Source organism: Trujillonella humicola, from assembly GCF_046233715.1.
Taxonomy (GTDB): domain Bacteria; phylum Actinomycetota; class Actinomycetes; order Mycobacteriales; family Geodermatophilaceae; genus Trujillonella; species Trujillonella humicola.
Genome location: NZ_JBJNRJ010000045.1, coordinates 2,205 through 17,672, shown reverse-complemented (window position 1 = coordinate 17,672; position 15,468 = coordinate 2,205). Strand labels below are relative to the sequence as shown.

Below are 15,468 nucleotides of genomic sequence, written 5' to 3'. Positions count from 1 at the left end.
CGCGCCCGCACGCTGGTGCGGGTCCCTGCGAGGGGGCCGTTCCCGCCGTGAGCAGGATGACCGCGTGACCCGGGACCTGCGCGTGTGCTTCGTCGGCGACTCCTTCACCGCCGGTGTCGGCGACCCCGAGCACCTCGGCTGGACCGGCCGGCTGGCCGCCGCGACCGAGCGCGGCGGCCTGCCGCTGACCCGCTACGTCCTCGGCGTGCGGCGGCAGACCAGCGCCGAGATCGCCGCCCGCTGGCTCGCCGAGTGCACGCCCCGGCTCACCGGGGAGTGGGAGGCCCGCGTCGTCCTGTCCATGGGCGTCAACGACACGACGCACGAGGACGGCGCCCCGCGACTGCGCCCCGACCGGTCCGTCGCGGCCCTGCGCGAGGTGCTGACCGGAGCCGCGGCCGCCGGCTGGCCGGTGCTCGTGGTCGGTCCCGCGGCCGTCGCCGACACCGACCACAACGAGCGGACCGCCGCCCTCGACGACCGCCTCGCCGCCGCGTGCGCCGGACACGGTGTGCCGTACGTCCCCCTCGTCCGCGCCCTGGCCGCCGACCCCACCTGGATGCGGGAGGTCACCGCCGGCGACGGCGCCCACCCCGCCGCGGCCGGCTACGCGCTGCTCGCCGACCTGGTCCGCCCGCACTGGCAGGAGTGGCTCGCCGCCGCGTGATGACTCTCGCCGCCACGCGCTGACTCCGACCCGCCTCGTGAGGCTCCTCGCCGACCCCGACCCCGACCGGACCGCCGGCAGCGGGCCGTCCAGGCGATGTCCACGATGCGCGAGCTCGTCATCGCCGACCTGGAGCGCGCCGCCGACGCGGTCCCGGCCTGAGGAGCCGCGGCACCCGCGGGCCCGCACTAGGCTGCGACGGGTGCCGCCCTCCGCCCCCGCCTCGCCCAGCGCGGAGCAGCTGCCCGCCCGCACCGCTGCCGTCTGGGCGGCCCTCGACCCGCTCGTGGCCACCGGCACCCGGCTGCGGGTGCTCGACGTCGGCGGCGGCAGCGGCACCCTCGCCGTCCCGCTGGCCCGGCTCGGCCACGAGGTGACCGTCGTCGACCCCAGCGCCGACGCGCTCGCCACGCTCCGCCGCCGCGCCGACACCGCCGGCGTGGGGGACGCGGTGCAGGCCGTGCAGGGGGACGGCGACCGGCTGCACGAGCTGCCCCTGGCCGGGGGCGACGGCGGGAACTACGACCTGGCGCTGTGCCACGCCGTGCTCGAGGTCGTCGACGACCCCGGCGTCACCCTGCGCGAGGTCGCCCGGGCCGTGCGCTCCGGCGGCACGGTCAGCGTGGCCACGGCCAACCGCGCCGGCGCCGTCCTCGCACGGGCGCTCGGCGGCCATCCGACGGAGGCCCTCGCCCTGCTCGACGACCGGGACCCCGCGCCCGGCCGCACCCGCCCCGCCGCCCGCCGCTTCGACCCCGACGCGCTGCTCGCCCTCGTCCGCGACGCCGGGCTGGCGCCGGGGGAGTGGCGCGGCGTCTCGATCGTCGCCGACCTGCTCGACGCCGCCTCCGGCGCCGACTCCGACGCCGTCCGCCGGCTCGAGCTCCGGCTCGCCGCGACCTCGCCCTACCGGGACGCCGCCGCCGGGCTGCACGTCCTCGCCACCCGCCCGTGACCGCCCCGGCGACCCTCCCCGCGGACCTCGCCGCCCCCGACTACGGCCGCGCCACCCTCGCCGACGTCCTGCCCGGGGTCGCCACGGCGCTGGGGGTACCCGTGCGGCGCGGCGACCTGAGCGCCGACCCGCTCGGCCTCACCGCGGTCCTCGCGGGCGCCCGCCGGGTCGCCGTCCTCCTCGTCGACGGCCTGGGTGCCGACCTCGTCCGCCAGCACGCCGACCTCGCGCCCACGCTCGCCGCCCTCGCCGCGCCGCTGGGCGACCTCTCCGCCCCCTGCCCGAGCACCACGCCGGTCAGCCTCACCACGCTGGGCACCGGGTTGCCACCGGGCAGCCACGGGGTGCTCGGCTTCGTGACCGCCGTGCCGGGCGAGGAGCGCACGCTCAACCACACCCAGTGGGCCGACGACCCCGACCCCCGCGCCTGGCAGTCGCAGCGCACCGTCTTCGAGCAGGCCGCCGAGGCCGGCGTCGCGGTCACCACCGTCGCGCCCTACCTCTACCGTGGGTCGGGCCTGTCCGATGCGGCCTACCGCGGCTCGGCCTACTCCGGCACCGTCGGCGCCGGGGACCTGGTCGCCGGTCTCCTCCAGGCGCTCACCGCCGGGCCGCGGACGCTGGCCTACGGCTACACGCCCGAGCTCGACCTCACGGGGCACGTCCGCGGCGTCGACTCCCCGAGCTGGCGGGCCCAGCTCGCGCTCGTCGACCGGCTGGTCGAGCAGGTCCTCGCCGGTCTGCCCGACGACGCGGCGCTCCTGGTCACGGCCGACCACGGCATGCTCGACGTGCCTGTGCACACCCGGCTCGACCTCGACGACGAGCCCGACCTGCTCGACGGCGTCCGGCTGCTGGCCGGGGAGCCGCGCGCCCGCTACGTGCACGCCGTCCCCGGCGCGGCCGACGACCTGGTCCAGCGCTGGCGCGCGGTCCTCGGCTCCCGGGCGTGGGTCGCCTCCCGGGAGGAGGCGTTCGCCACCGGGGTGTTCGGCCGGGTGGACGACGCCGTGGCCGGGCGGGTCGGTGACGTCGTCGCGCTGGCTCGCGGCAGCTGGGCGCTCACCGCGTCCCGCAGCGAGCCCGGCCCCAGCCGGCTGGTCGCCTACCACGGCTCGCTGACCGGGACCGAGCTGGCGATCCCGCTGCTGCTCGCGCGGGGCCGGGCGCTGAGCTGACCGGATCCCCTAGAGCCGGCGGCGCTCCGTCGAGGTCACGGTCCGGCCGGCGGCGGTCACCACCGTCGACAGCACCTCCCACGTCCGGGCGTGCGCGTCGTGCGTGGCCGAGCACGTGAGCCGGAAGGCGTCCTCGCTCGGCCGGCACTCGAGCACCACGGCGACGTCGCCGTCCACCCCGGCCAGCACGACCTCCCAGCGCTCCACGGCCTGCCCGGCCGGGGTCAGGCGGGTGGCCCGCCGGGCGGCCAGGTCGTCGATGCCGAGCAGGCCCAGCTCGGCAGCCGCGTGGTGCTGGGCGGCCTGGACCGCCGGCGGCAGCCCGGCCCGCCCGCGCAGGAACGGCAGCGCCACCTGGTCCTTCTCGTGCGCGGCCAGCAGCTCGGTCCCGTCGCCGGGCACCCGGCCGTAGTAGACGCCCACCGGCAGGACGACGACGTTCGCGGCGAACCGGTCCCCGCCCAGGTGGCTGCACTCCCAGGCGTCCGCGCCGGCGGCGAGCAGCCCGCGGGCCACCGGCCGCCCGCGCAGCGCGCAGCAGGCGTCGTGCCCGCCGTGGGCGCACACCAGGTAGATCGGGTCGTCGCGGCGCTCGCCGGCGCTGCCGTCCCACGGCGCGTCGGCGATCTCCTCGTCCGACCCGCGCACCGACCACCAGGCACCCTGGCGGCCGGGCCGGCCGTCGACGTAGGCCCAGCGCCGCCCGGTCTCGCCGGCGCGCGCGCCGGGCCGGCGGACCAGCAGCAGGCGCACGTTCTCGGTGCGGGCCCGCCGGGCCAGCCGGTCGGCGGCCGGCGGGTCGATCCGCGACTGGGTGAGCGCGTCCCGCCCCCACGGCCCCGGCTGCTCGATCAGCACCCAGCGCTGCGCGGGGGCGGCGGTGGCGACGGGGGAGTCGCCGCGGTCGAGCGCCCGCACGGAGCAGCGTTCGTCGGTGAGCTTGCCGGCCGGGCGGTCCGCCGGCGGCCGGGCCGGGGCCGGCGGGCCCTGCCCGGGGAACGCAGCGGTCACGTCCGCGACGGCGCCCGGGTCACCGTCCCGCCCCGCGCTCGCCGTCACAGGACCCATCGTGCCCTGCGCCACCCGCTGCTGGGCGCGCGGCTCCCGGCACGGCGTCGGGCACGACCGCGATCGACTCGGTGACCAGCCTCCGCGCCAGCGTGAGCTGGTCGGCGGGATCGAGGCCCGGGAGGTCGGCGACCTTCAGCTCACCGGTCGCGAGCAGGGCGGCCAGCGCGGGCGCGGTGGTGGCGGGGAACTCGTGCCGCCGGCGGCCGCCGACGAGCACGACCCGGTCCCCGGCCGGTTCGCGCAGCTGGCAGCGCAGCCGCGGGCGCACGCTCAGCACGGTGTCCGGCGACAGCCCGGCCACCGCGGTCGCCTGGGCCAGCGGGCTGACCGGCTCGGGGCGCACCTGCGCCCAGGTGCGCCCGCGGAGCCGGTCGGCCACCTCCACCGGGTCGACCCGGTCCAGCCACGCGCGCAGGCCGGTGAGGACGGCGGCGACGTCGCCGTCCGCGGCCGACGGGTCGGCCAGGTCGACGCCCAGCGGCAGCGAGCGGCGCAGCTCCGGATCGGCCGCGGCCAGCTCCCGGACGACGTCCAGCGCGGCCTCGGCGGCGCCCCAGCGGGTCACGGAGTGGACGCCGACGGTCAGGTGCGCGCTGATCTCGCCCAGCGCGGTCGCCGCGTGCAGGTAGCCGCGGGGGAGGTACAGCACGTCACCGGGGCGCAGCACGGCGTCGACGACCGGCTCGCCCTCCGCGGCGGCGGCGACCGCGTCGCGGCGGTCGGTCCACGGCTGGCTGCGCAGCGGGTCGGGGTGCACCGGCGCGTGGATGCGCCAGTGCTTCTCGCCGGCGATCTGCAGCACGAAGACGTCGTGCACGTCGTAGTGCGCGGCGAAGCCCCGCGACGACGGTGGTGTCACGTAGGCGTTGACCTGCGTCGGGTGCCCCAGGTCCGCGGCGAGGGAGTCGGCGAAGTCGATCAGCGGCGGCCAGAGCCGGTGCAGCCCCTGCAGGACGACGGTGCTGCCCTCGGCGAACAGCCGGAGCACCGAGTCGGAGGAGACCTGGTCGGCGACCTCCGCGCCGGCGCCGCCGGAGGTGGTGAAGCGCGCGGCGTCCACGACCGCGCCGTCCCTGGCGATGCGCAGGAACGGGGTCCGCAGCCCCCGCCGCGACAGCAGCTCGTCGACGGCGGGGAGGTCGAGCAGGTCGGAGAAGTCGACCCCGCTGTCGGCGGCGCGGGTGAGCAGCGGCCGGCGGGCCCAGTACTCGGCGGCGAAGACCTCCGGGTCCAGGGTGGTGCACCGGCGCAGGGCCGGCCGGTCGAGGACCGGCCGGCCCGCACGGGCGGGGTCGGAGCTCAGGCCGAACCGTCCGCGCCGCCGTCGGCACCGCCGTCGGCGCCGCCGTCGGAACCTCCACCGGCCGCTCCGCCGTCGGACGGGCCGTGACCGGCGCCGCCGTCCGCACCGCCATCCGCACCGCCATCCGCACCGCCATCCGCACCGCCATCCGCTCCGCCGTCGGCGCCGCCGTCGGAACCGCCACCGGCCGCCCCGCCGTCGGACGGGCCGTGGCCCGCGCCGCCGTCGGCACCGCCGTCGGCGCCACCGTCCGAGCCGCCACCGGCCGCCCCGCCGTCGGCCGGGCCCTCCGTGCTGGTCATGTCGTCGTCGTCGAGCGCCATGCTGCTCCCATCGGTCGTGGGCCACCGGACGGTGGTCCGCCGAGCGTCCCTTACCTCGATCATCCTGCTCTCACACACCGGCCTGGACCAGCGGAGATCCGGCACGGGACCGGCCGGGCAACGGCTCGGACACGACACGCCGCACGACGCGCAGGAGGCCGACGGGAGGACGTACCGTCCTCCCGTCGGGTCGAACACGCGTTCGAGGGGAGGGGGTCGTGGTGGGCGGACGGGCAGCGGGGTGCCCCGTGCTGCACGTGGACATGGACGCCTTCTTCGCCAGCGTGGAGGTGCGCCGGCGGCCGGAGCTGGCCGGGACGCCGGTGATCGTCGGCGGGCCGGGCAACCGGGGCGTGGTCACCTCGGCGACCTACGAGGCGCGCCGCTACGGGGTGCACGCGGCCATGCCCACCGCCCGCGCGCTGCGGCTGTGCCCGACCGCCACGGTCCTGCCGGGGGACCTGGCCCTCTACGCGGAGGTCTCCCGGTCGGTCATGGCGCTGTTCCGGTCGGTCACGCCGCTGGTGGAACCGCTGTCGATGGACGAGGCCTTCCTCGACGTCTCCGGCGCCGGTCGCCGGCTGGGCGACGCCGCGCAGATCGGGGAGTACCTGCGGGCGCGGGTCTTCGACGAGCAGGGCATCACCTGCTCGGTGGGCGTGGCCCCCACCAAGTTCGTCGCCAAGCTCGCCTCCACCTCCGCCAAGCCCGACGGGCTCCGGGTGGTCCGCCCCGCCGAGGTCATGGACTTCCTGCACCCGCTGCCGGTCGGCGCGCTGTGGGGGGTGGGCGCGAAGACCGAGGAGGTGCTGCTGCGGCTGGGGCTGCGCACCGTCGGCGACCTGGCGCACGTGCCGGCCCGGACCCTGCAGCGGGCGGTCGGCCAGGCGGCGGGCAGCCACCTGCACGAGCTGGCCTGGGGTCGTGACCCCCGCCGGGTGGTGCCCGACGAGCCGGAGAAGTCCACCGGGCACGAGGAGACCTTCGGCACCGACGTCGACGACCCCGCCGTCATCCACCGGGAACTGCTGCGCCTGGCCGAGCGCACCGCCGGCCGGCTGCGCAGCGGCGGGTGGCTGGCGCGCACGGTCAGCATCAAGGTCCGGTTCGCCGACTTCACCACCATCACCCGCAGCCGCACCCTCGACGTGCCCACCGACGTGGGGCAGGAGCTGTACGACACGGCCCGGGCGCTGTTCGACGCCCTCGGGCTGGAGCGGGCGCGGATCCGGCTGGTCGGGGTGCGCGCCGAGCGGCTGGTCGACGCCGGCTCCGCCCCCCGGCAGCTGGAGCTCGGCGCCCGCGAGCACGGCCGCCGCGACGCCGAGCTCGCCGCCGACCGCGCCGCCCGCCGGTTCGGCGCCGGGGCGGTGCGCCCGGCCACGTTGCTGCACCGCGCGGGGGAGGGGCGCGCCGGGGGGAGGAGCGCGCCGGGTGCCCGGGAACCGCGGACGCCCTCCGCTCGTCCCAACCGGTGAGGACACGGCCGCACACCCGGAGGGCCTGCCGAGGTGTCCGCGACGAGGTCGCGGGTACTCCTGGGAAGGCTCCGAGGCACCCCCGGGAGTGATCTGCGGGGCACGGGCGGCGGGTCGGCGACGACTCGCCTTTCGCGCCCCGCAAACGGCTCGTATCCTCGGTGTCACCGTCGGCGGGAGCCTCCGACGGCCTTGGCTCCGCCCACATGGAGGTCTCGGTGCCGCTCTCCGAGCACGAGCAGCGACTGCTGGAGCAGATCGAGCGCGCCCTCGTCGACGACGATCCCAAGTTCGCCTCCTCCGTACGGACCGGCGACCGCCGGCTGAAGGCACGGCGCAAGCTCCAGCTCGGGGCGGTCCTCGTGCTCGTCGGCCTGGGGCTGCTGATCGGCGGGGTCGCCCAGTGGGTCGTCCTCGGTTTCCTGGGCTTCGTCGTCATGTTCGGCGGCGCGGCGCTCGTCGTCCTCAACTACCGGTCGGCCACCGGCGCCCCCGAGCAGGGGGCCGGTCCGGCCGCCGCCGGGGGCAGCGGCCCCGCCGGTCGCGGCCGCGCCGGCAAGCCCCGTCGCCAGCCGCTCAAGAACCGGCTCGAGGAGCGCTTCCGCCGCCGCTACGACCAGTAGCCGCCCCCGGCGCCACCGCCCTCGTGGCGCGCGCCCCTCACCACCTCCCGGCAGCCGCCGTCCGCACGGACGGCGGCTGCCGTCGTCTCCGCGCGCGGTCCCGCGGCCCGTCCGCCGGTCAGACCTGCACGCCCGGTCCCGGGGTGGACGCCCACCGGGGGTCCGGCGCGACGCTCCGTCAGGAGGCCGGCCGCGGCGGGAAGCCCGGCGGTCAGCCGGCCCGGACCCCGGCCGCCCGGCCCCCGAGCAGCGTGGCCGGCACCGAGGCCGGCAGCAGCAGCGCCCGCAGCCGGACCGGGAGCGCCGCGGTGGCGAGCAGGCCGCGCCGGGCGCTGTGCACGGCGTCGGCGAGCTCGCCCGGCGCCGGGCCGCTGCCCGGCCGGGCATAGCTGGCCGCCTCCTCCGCGCGGGCCAGCAGGGTCACCGCGTCCCGCGCGCCGCCGGCCCGCCGTCCGTCCGTGCGGTGGGCGCCGCGGCCGGCCGCCGGCGTCGCCGGCAGCTGTCCGGACAGCCGCGCGGCGACCTGCCGCGGCGTCTCCCACGGATCCCAGGGCAGTCCCAGGTCGCGGGCGGTGGCGGCCAGCTCGTCCCACGCCGACGTCGCCGATCCCGTGGCCAGCCGCCGGCGGCGCTGCACCGCGCGGACGGCGGCGGGTGCCGCGCCGAGGACCGCCGCACCCAGCACGGCGCCGGCCACGGCCAGGACGGTCCCGATCCGGACGCCGCCGTCCGACCCGCCCGAGGCGGACGAGGTGCTCCCGGCTCCGGGGTCGACGGGCGGCGCGACCGGTGCGGGAGCCGGCAGCGGCGCCGCCGGCGCGTCGGCACGCGGGTCGACCTCCTGGGCCGGCGGACGGGGGGCCCAGGGCAGGTCGACCGCGCGGTCGGCGTCGATCGGGGTGGGGTCGTAGGGCATCCAGCCCACCCCGTCGAAGAAGACCTCCACCCAGGCGTGCGCGTCGTTGCTCGTGACCAGCCGGCTGCCGTCGGGCTGCACGATGCCCGGCGTGTAGCCGAGCACCACGCGGGCCGGCACGCCGGCGGCGCGGACCATGACCGCCATGGCGCCGGCGTACTGCTCGCAGTACCCCCGCCGGTTGAGCAGGAAGTCGGCCAGGTCGTCGCCGGTGGTCCCGGGATCGGTCGAGAGGCTGTAGGTCCAGCCGTTGGCCGGGTCGGTCATGAACGCGTAGATCGCCTGGACGCGCTCGGCCGGCGTCCTGGCGTTGCCGAGCGCCTCGACGACGATGCCGGAGACGGACTCCTCGAGCGCCGGCGGAACGGCCAGGCCGGCCTCCGCGCTGCTCGGCGCGACCCGCTCGGAGGCGGCCAGCCGCTCCGGCGCGGGTCGCGGCTCCACACCGAGCGTCTCGTACACGAGCCCCTCGCCGGTGGTGGTGTCCGGCGCGAAGACGGTGGCGGAGGCCGGGTCGAACCGCCAGTGCCCGCCGTCGTCCTGCACCTGGACGCGCAGCGGCGAGGACAGGACGGGGAGGAAGTGGTCGTCGTGGTCGAGCACGGTCACCCGGGCGCCCACGACGCGACCGTTCGCCTCGGCCGGCGGTGGCGCCAGGGGGCCGGCCTCGGCGAGGACCCGGTCGGCGTCCAGGGCGTCGAGCCGCCAGCCCACCTCGGGGTCGTAGACGTCGAGGGCGACCGCGCGCAGGTACCCCGGATCGTCGACGTCGGCCTCCACCCGCAACAGCTCGAGCGGGTCCTCCCGGGTCAGCTCGCCCTGGAGGGAGGCCGTGGGGTCCAGCGAGGTGCCGGTGGACCCGCCGCCGCCCGAGGACCCCGCCCGCCAGCGGTCGGCGAACTCGCCCTCGCCGAGCGTGGGCACCAGCGAGCCGAGCACCACCGCCGCGGCGAGCGCCAGGAGGCCGGTGCGGACGGCCGTCACCGCGCCCGTCGCCGGCCGGGACCCGCCGGGCCGCCGCGGCCGCCAGGCCAGCCGGCGGTGCTGGTCGGCCCACAGCAGCAGCGCCAGGCCCGCGAGCGGCAGCGCGACGGCGGCGAGGCCGATGCCGCCGTCGATCGTGCTCACCGGCACGCAGAAGACGACGAGCAGCGCCACCGCGGCCAGCGCCGGCTGGCGGCCGCCGACGGCCACCAGGTCCACGACGACGGCGAGGATGCCGAGCATCAGCGCGGTGAGCGCGCACAGCCCGGTCAGCGGCTCGGTGGGGGTGAACTGCTCGCGGATCTGGTCGCTGCCGTCGACGAGCACCGCACCGAGGTCGGCGAGGGCCGCCCGGGTGGGCAGGACACCGCCGACGGCCTCCGCCGGGGCGAACAGGGCGGTGAGGGCGCAGCCCAGGGCGGCCAGCTGGCCCAGCGGCACCAGCGGGACGCCCAGGGCGGCCCACCGCGGGGACGGCGGCCGCCCACCGCTGGCCCACAGCCACAGCGCCGGCCCGGCCAGCCGCAGCAGGAAACCGGTGACCGCCACGGTGGCGATCGCGACGAGCACGCCCGGGACCCAGTCACGGGCGCTGAAGACCGGCGCGAGCGCACCCGCTCCCAGCGCCGTCGCCGCGGCGGCGGCCAGGGTGGTACCGGCGTCCTGCCGGATCGGGGCAGTCGGGTCCGGGGCGCTCACGCGGGCACCACCGAACCGCGGGGCACCCGGGCGAGCGCCGCCCAGACCTCCTCCACCGGCCGGCCGGCGGGGGCCACCACCACGCGCCACCCGGCGTCGCAGAGCACCGCGGCGGCGTCCTCCTGCTGCCGGGCGAGGGTGGCGCGGGCGGCCTCGGTGGCCCCGCGCCGGCCGCGCGGGCCCGGAGGGGCGTAGCCCGCGACGTCCACGAGCACGGCCAGGTCGGCCCCGGGCCCGGAGCGGGCCCGCGCCAGCCGGGCGGCGTCCTCCGCGCCGACGGCGCCCAGCAGCGCGACCACGGGGCCGTCCCCGCCGGCCCGCGCGAGGACATCCGCGGCGGCGGAGAGGTCGGTCCCGCGCGAGGGGCGCAGGACGGCGAGCCGGTCCAGCAGCTCGCCGGGAGCGAGCCCGTGGCGACCGTCGGCCGCGGCCAGCTCGCCGGCGTCGGTGACCACCCGCACGGCGGCGCCGCCGGCGGCCAGGGCGGTGCCGATGCTGGCGGCGGCCTCGACCACCCACTCCAGGCTGTCCTCCGGCCCGTCGCCGGCCGGCGGCTGCCCGCCGGGGACGAGCAGGTGCGCCCGCGTCCTGGTGTCGAGCAGCAGGGTGGCCGAGGAGCGCCACGGGCGCTCCTCCAGCCGGACCATCAGCTCGCCGGTGCGGGCCGTCGCCCGCCAGTGCACCTTCCGCAGGTCGTCACCGTGCCGGTAGACCCGGGTGCTGACGTCGTCCTCGCCCTGGACGGCGATCGAGCGGCGGGCGCCCTCGCCGTCGCGGCCCTCGCCCCCGGTCAGGCCGGCGGTGGTCAGCGGCCGCACCCGCGGGACCACCAGCAGCGACCCGGTGTCGGTCCCGGACACCGACCGCGTCACCAGGCCGAACGGGTCGACCAGCCGCAGCCGCAGGGGGCCGAGGGGGTAGCGGCCGCGCCGGGTGCCGGCCACCCGGTAGCGCAGCGGCGCGGTGCCGCCGGCCGGCAGCCGCTCCAGCACGTACGTCGGCGCCGGTCCGAGCTCCGGCGGCAGCGGCTCGGTGAGCAGCCACAGGCCGCCGGCGCGGCGGTCGGCGTTGGTGACCTCGAGCAGCACCTCGGCCTGCCCGCCGCGCGGCAGCCGCGACGGGGTGACCGTCCGGCGGGTGGACAGCCGGAACCGGCGGCGCGCGACACCCAGCGCCGACAGCAGCGGCAGGGCCAGGACGAAGACGGCGACCTGCACCAGCGGGAGCTCGCCGAGCAACGCGCCGAGGGCGAGCAGCGTCGTGCCGACGGCGAGCATGCAGCGCCCGCGGACGGTGAGGGAGGCCAGCACTCCGGCCCGGGCCGTCCGCCCGCCGCCCCCCGCCACGGTCAGCGCCCGCGCGGCACGGGGGTGGTGCGCAGCAGGCCGGCGACGACCTGCTCGCCGGTGCGCCGCCCGGCGGCGGCGTCCGCGGAGAGCAGCAGGCGGTGTGCGAGCACCGGCACGGCCAGTGCCTGGACGTCGTCGGGGAGCACGTGGTCGCGCCCGGCCAGGGCGGCGGCGGCCCGTGCGGTGCGCAGCAGCTGCAGGCCGGCGCGGGGCGAGGCGCCGAGCCGCAGGTCCGGCGAGCGCCGGGTGCCCTCGACCAGCGCCACCACGTAGCGGCGCACGGCCTCGGAGACGTGCAGCCGGCCCACGGTGTCCACCAGCGCCCGCACGGTGGCGGCGTCGGCGACCGGCCGCAGGGTGCTCATGGGGTCCACGCCGGTCTGGTCGTCGAGCATCGCCAGCTCGGCCTCGCGGTCGGGGTAGCCCATGGAGACCCGCGCGGTGAACCGGTCGCGCTGGGCCTCGGGGAGGGGATAGGTGCCCTCCATCTCCACCGGGTTCTGCGTGGCGACCACCATGAAGGGCCGGGCCAGCTCGTAGCTGACGCCGTCGACGGTGACCTGCCGCTCCTCCATGCACTCCAGCAGCGCCGACTGGGTCTTGGGGGAGGCGCGGTTGATCTCGTCGGCCACCACGACGTTGGCGAAGACCGCGCCGGGCTTGAACTCGAACTCCCGCGACTCCTGGTCGTAGACGGCCACGCCGGTCACGTCGCTGGGCAGCAGGTCCGGGGTGAACTGGATCCGCCGCACGCTGCCGTCGATCGAACCGGCCAGCGCCTTGGCCAGCGTCGTCTTGCCGACGCCCGGGACGTCCTCCACCAGCAGGTGCCCCTCGGCCAGCAGGACGACCAGGGCCAGGTGGACGACGTCGGCCTTGCCGCGCACCACGCGGCCCATGTTCGCCAGGATCGCGGTACCGGCGGCAGCGACGTCGACCGTGGGGGCGGGCCGGTACACGTCGGTCACCCGGCCCACGGTACGTGCCGCCCGCCACCGCGGACCGGGTCGCGCGCGCGGCCCGGTCCCGCGGCAGGGACTGCCGTCCCGGCTGTCGGGCGGACCGGCGGGCGGACCGCGGGCGGGGCCGTGTCGACGCAGCGGCCGCCGCCCCAACCGGCGGCCCCCACCGCGCCCCACCGGCGGCCCCCACCGCGCCCCACCGGCGGCCCCACCGCGCCCCACGACCTGCCCCACCGCACCCCACCGGCGTCCCCACCGGCCCCCACCGCACGTCCACCGGGCCCGCCCGCGGCCTTCGGACGGGTGGCGCCGCCCCTCCGCGCCGGCCCGGGGACGGCCGCCGGACCGCCGGCCCGCCGCCCGTCTGACCTGCGCCGGGACCGGCCGGGGCGGCGGTGGGGGACCGCGGTCACGACATGGTGTCGAGTGGTGTCCAGTGGGGGCTGGTGGGTTACTGTGTGGCCCGGTGGGGAGGCAGGGCCCGTCCCGGGGTCCCCGCAGAGGTCAGGGAGGACGCATGGGGGAGGTGGTCCGGTGTTCGTCGGCAGCTACCCGTTGCGCCTCGACGAGAAGGGCCGGCTCGCGCTCCCCGTCCGCTTCCGCGACCAGGTGGGCGACGGCATGGTGATCAAGAAGGGCCAGGAGCGCTGCATCTACGGCCTCACGATGGCCCGGGTCGCCGAGCAGAGCCGCACCGCCGCCGCGATGGCGCCCTCCGACACCGCCGATGCGCGCATGCGCGCCCGCATGAGCTTCGGGTCGATGGTCGAGGTCGAGCCGGACAAGACCGGCCGCATCACCATCCCCGCCGGGCTGCGCGAGTACGCCGGCCTGGACCGTGACGTCGTCGTGGTCGGCGTCGACACCCGGTTCGAGATCTGGGACGCCGCCACGTGGGACGCCTACGTGGCCGAGCAGGAAGCCGCCTACGCCGCCATGGAGAGCGAGGGGATGCCGACCCTGTCCTGAGCCGCACGCCCCCGCGACGCCCCTCCGCGCCTCTCCGACCGAGCCGTCTTCCCCGCGGCTCGACCGGCCCCCGGCCCGAGTCGCCTTCCCCGCGACTCGGTCCGACCCGCGGAGCCGCCGACACCGCTCGGCACGTCGCCCCGGCCCGCCAGGGCCGGGCCGGCGGACCCGGCGCCCCCGCGGAGCACCACCTGACGCACTTCCCCGGCGCCAGGCGAGCTCCGCGGGGCGCCCGGACCCGCTCGGTGCACCCCGTCTCCCCACGCCGGTCGCCCGGGATCCCCGCGATCCGCCCCGGTGTGCCGACCCCGCCGACGCCCAGCTCCGCGCCACCATGGACGAGCCCGCATCCGACCCGTTCGAGGAGCAGTCGACGATGAGCACCAGCGAGCCCGTGCAGGGCTCGGCGCGCCCCGGGGCGGTGCACGTCCCGGTGCTCCTCGAGCGCGTGACCCAGCTCCTGGCTCCCGCCTGCGCCACACCCGGGGCCGTCCTCGTCGACGCGACGCTGGGCCTCGCCGGGCACTCGCTGGCCCTCCTCGACGCCCACCCGGGCCTGCGCCTGGTCGGCCTCGACCGGGACCCCGACGCCCGCGCGGAGGCGGCCCGCCGCATCGCCGCCGCCGGTCATGCCGACCGCGCCACGCTCGTGCCGGCGGTCTTCGACGAGCTGCCGGAGGTCCTGGCCTCCCTCGGCCTCCCCGAGGTGCAGGGCGTCCTGTTCGACCTGGGGGTCTCCTCGCTGCAGCTGGACCGGGCCGACCGCGGGTTCAGCTACTCCGCCGACGCCCCGCTCGACATGCGCATGGACCCCACCACCGGGCGCACGGCCGCCGACGTCGTCAACACCTACAGCGCCGGCGAGCTCACCCGCGTGCTGCGCGTCTACGGCGAGGAGCGCTTCGCCGCGCGGATCGCCGCGGCCATCGAGCGGGAGCGCCGCACCGAGCCGTTCACCCGCACCGGCCGGCTGGCCGAGCTCGTGCGGACCTCCATCCCCGCCGCGACCCGCCGCACCGGCGGTCACCCTGCCAAGCGGACGTTCCAGGCGCTGCGCATCGAGGTCAACGACGAGCTGCGCGTCCTGGAGCGGGCGCTGCCGGCGGCGCTCGACGCCCTGGCGGTGGGCGGCCGCGTCGTCGTCATCACCTTCCACTCGCTCGAGGACCGCATCGTCAAGCAGGTGCTCGCCGCCGGCGCGGCCGACCGGACGCCGCCGGAGCTCCCCGTGCCGGTCCCCGAGCTGGCTCCGGTCCTGCGCCTGGTCACCCGGGGTGGCGAGGCGCCGTCGGAGGCCGAGGTCGCCGCCAATCCGCGGGCCGCCTCGGCCCGCGTCCGAGCCGCCGAGCGCATCCGGAGGGCTGCAGCATGAGCGCGACCGCCCGGGCGTCCCGGCCCGACGACGACGCCCCGCGGCCCGCCGCCCGCCCGCGTCCCGCGCGCAGCGCGCCCCGCGCCGGGGCGGCGCGCCCGCTCGCCGCGCGGACCGCCGCGCCGGCCCGCCCCACCCCCCGCAGCGCGCCGGCGCCCGTCCCGGCAGGCCCGGCCGCGCCGGTGCGCGGTCGCGCGCACTCCGCGCCGGTCCGTGCCGGAGCCGTCCGGACGCGCCCGTCCCGGCCGGTGCCGCGGCCCGTCCCGGCCCCCGCGGTCGGCGAGCCACGGCGCCGCGCGGCCACCGGCACCGCCCGCCGGACGCCGTTCGTGCTGCTGGTCGTCGGGCTGCTGGTCGGCACCACGCTCGCCCTGCTGTTCCTCAACACGGCCATCGCGGTCAACTCGCTGAAGGCCACCGAGCTGCGCGCCGAGAACACCCAGCGGCAGCAGCGGCTCGAGCAGCTGGAGCAGCAGGTGGTGGCCGCCGGGGCGCCCGGCGTGATGGCCGCGGCCGCCGCGGCGGGGGGGGGGGGGGGGGGGGGGGGGGGGGGGGGCGGGGGGGGGGGGGGGGGGGGGGGCGGGGGGGCCCTGGCGGTCCCCACGGCCACCCCCGAGCG

The 15,468-nt window shown here is 78.7% G+C and carries 13 protein-coding genes and 1 pseudogene; 8 read left to right on the top strand and 6 right to left on the bottom strand.

What is annotated here, in order from left to right:
* Positions 1 to 64: 64 nt before the first annotated feature.
* The 3 genes from ACK586_RS18915 (at position 65) to ACK586_RS18905 (ending at position 2,800) form a co-directional block, all read left to right on the top strand.
* Positions 65 to 667, top strand: coding sequence for a GDSL-type esterase/lipase family protein (locus ACK586_RS18915; RefSeq protein WP_409332048.1), 603 nt, complete (start codon positions 65 to 67; stop codon positions 665 to 667).
* Between the two features lie 202 nt (positions 668 to 869).
* Positions 870 to 1,622 carry a class I SAM-dependent methyltransferase gene (locus ACK586_RS18910; RefSeq protein ID WP_409332047.1) on the top strand — a complete coding sequence of 251 codons (753 nt, stop codon included), beginning with the start codon at positions 870 to 872 and terminating at the stop codon, positions 1,620 to 1,622.
* Complete coding sequence (locus ACK586_RS18905) at positions 1,619 to 2,800, top strand: alkaline phosphatase family protein (protein WP_409332046.1); 1,182 nt, start codon at positions 1,619 to 1,621, stop codon at positions 2,798 to 2,800. Before ACK586_RS18910 ends, ACK586_RS18905 begins: the two co-directional genes overlap by 4 nt.
* 9 nt (positions 2,801 to 2,809) lie before the next feature.
* Here ACK586_RS18905 and ACK586_RS18900 read toward each other — a convergent pair whose 3' ends face one another.
* From ACK586_RS18900 to ACK586_RS18890, 3 genes are all read right to left on the bottom strand, one after another.
* Positions 2,810 to 3,811, bottom strand: a complete 1,002-nt coding sequence (locus tag ACK586_RS18900) for a ferredoxin family protein (protein ID WP_409332045.1) — start codon at positions 3,809 to 3,811, stop codon at positions 2,810 to 2,812.
* A 19-nt stretch (positions 3,812 to 3,830) separates the two neighbouring features.
* Entirely contained in the window at positions 3,831 to 4,931 is a 1,101-nt protein-coding gene (locus ACK586_RS18895) for a cupin domain-containing protein (protein WP_409332044.1), read from the bottom strand.
* A gap of 239 nt (positions 4,932 to 5,170) precedes the next feature.
* Complete coding sequence (locus ACK586_RS18890) at positions 5,171 to 5,497, bottom strand: BatC protein (protein ID WP_409332043.1); 327 nt, start codon at positions 5,495 to 5,497, stop codon at positions 5,171 to 5,173.
* A 248-nt stretch (positions 5,498 to 5,745) separates the two neighbouring features.
* Here ACK586_RS18890 and dinB point away from each other — a divergent pair, with 248 nt between their 5' ends.
* Positions 5,746 to 6,975: a DNA polymerase IV gene (gene dinB, locus ACK586_RS18885; RefSeq protein ID WP_409332042.1), complete on the top strand. Its 1,230-nt coding sequence runs from the start codon at positions 5,746 to 5,748 to the stop codon at positions 6,973 to 6,975.
* A 218-nt stretch (positions 6,976 to 7,193) separates the two neighbouring features.
* Positions 7,194 to 7,598: a DUF3040 domain-containing protein gene (locus ACK586_RS18880; RefSeq protein WP_409332041.1), complete on the top strand. Its 405-nt coding sequence runs from the start codon at positions 7,194 to 7,196 to the stop codon at positions 7,596 to 7,598.
* A 211-nt stretch (positions 7,599 to 7,809) separates the two neighbouring features.
* Here the strand turns inward: ACK586_RS18880 and ACK586_RS18875 are convergent, their stop codons facing one another.
* The 3 genes from ACK586_RS18875 to ACK586_RS18865 form a co-directional block, all read right to left on the bottom strand.
* The gene (locus ACK586_RS18875) at positions 7,810 to 10,197 is read right to left on the bottom strand and encodes a transglutaminase TgpA family protein (protein WP_409332040.1); all 2,388 of its coding nucleotides are present in this window, start codon (positions 10,195 to 10,197) and stop codon (positions 7,810 to 7,812) included.
* Positions 10,194 to 11,474 (bottom strand): DUF58 domain-containing protein, encoded by a 1,281-nt coding sequence (locus ACK586_RS18870; protein ID WP_409332039.1) that lies wholly within the window; start codon positions 11,472 to 11,474, stop codon positions 10,194 to 10,196. The genes ACK586_RS18875 and ACK586_RS18870 overlap by 4 nt, the downstream gene beginning before the upstream one ends.
* Positions 11,475 to 11,545: 71 nt before the next feature.
* Positions 11,546 to 12,514, bottom strand: a complete 969-nt coding sequence (locus tag ACK586_RS18865; protein WP_409332038.1) for an AAA family ATPase — start codon at positions 12,512 to 12,514, stop codon at positions 11,546 to 11,548.
* A 528-nt stretch (positions 12,515 to 13,042) separates the two neighbouring features.
* Between ACK586_RS18865 and mraZ the strand changes: the two genes are divergently transcribed.
* The 3 genes and pseudogenes from mraZ to ACK586_RS18850 all read left to right on the top strand — a co-directional run.
* Positions 13,043 to 13,477 carry a division/cell wall cluster transcriptional repressor MraZ gene (gene mraZ, locus ACK586_RS18860; RefSeq protein ID WP_409332037.1) on the top strand — a complete coding sequence of 145 codons (435 nt, stop codon included), beginning with the start codon at positions 13,043 to 13,045 and terminating at the stop codon, positions 13,475 to 13,477.
* Positions 13,478 to 13,811: 334 nt separating this feature from the next.
* Entirely contained in the window at positions 13,812 to 14,849 is a 1,038-nt protein-coding gene (rsmH, locus tag ACK586_RS18855; RefSeq protein WP_409332036.1) for a 16S rRNA (cytosine(1402)-N(4))-methyltransferase RsmH, read from the top strand.
* Positions 14,846 to 15,468, top strand: a pseudogene (locus tag ACK586_RS18850) (hypothetical protein); the annotation flags it as partial. The gene rsmH and the pseudogene ACK586_RS18850, both read left to right, overlap by 4 nt.

Bases quoted from the DNA above. Each gene is read 5' to 3' on its own strand.
- rsmH (WP_409332036.1), top strand. From the start codon at position 13,812: ATGGACGAGCCCGCATCCGACCCGTTCGAGGAGCAGTCGACGATGAGC.
- ACK586_RS18870 (WP_409332039.1), bottom strand. From the start codon at position 11,474: ATGCTCGCCGTCGGCACGACGCTGCTCGCCCTCGGCGCGTTGCTCGGC.
- ACK586_RS18890 (WP_409332043.1), bottom strand. From the start codon at position 5,497: ATGGCGCTCGACGACGACGACATGACCAGCACGGAGGGCCCGGCCGAC.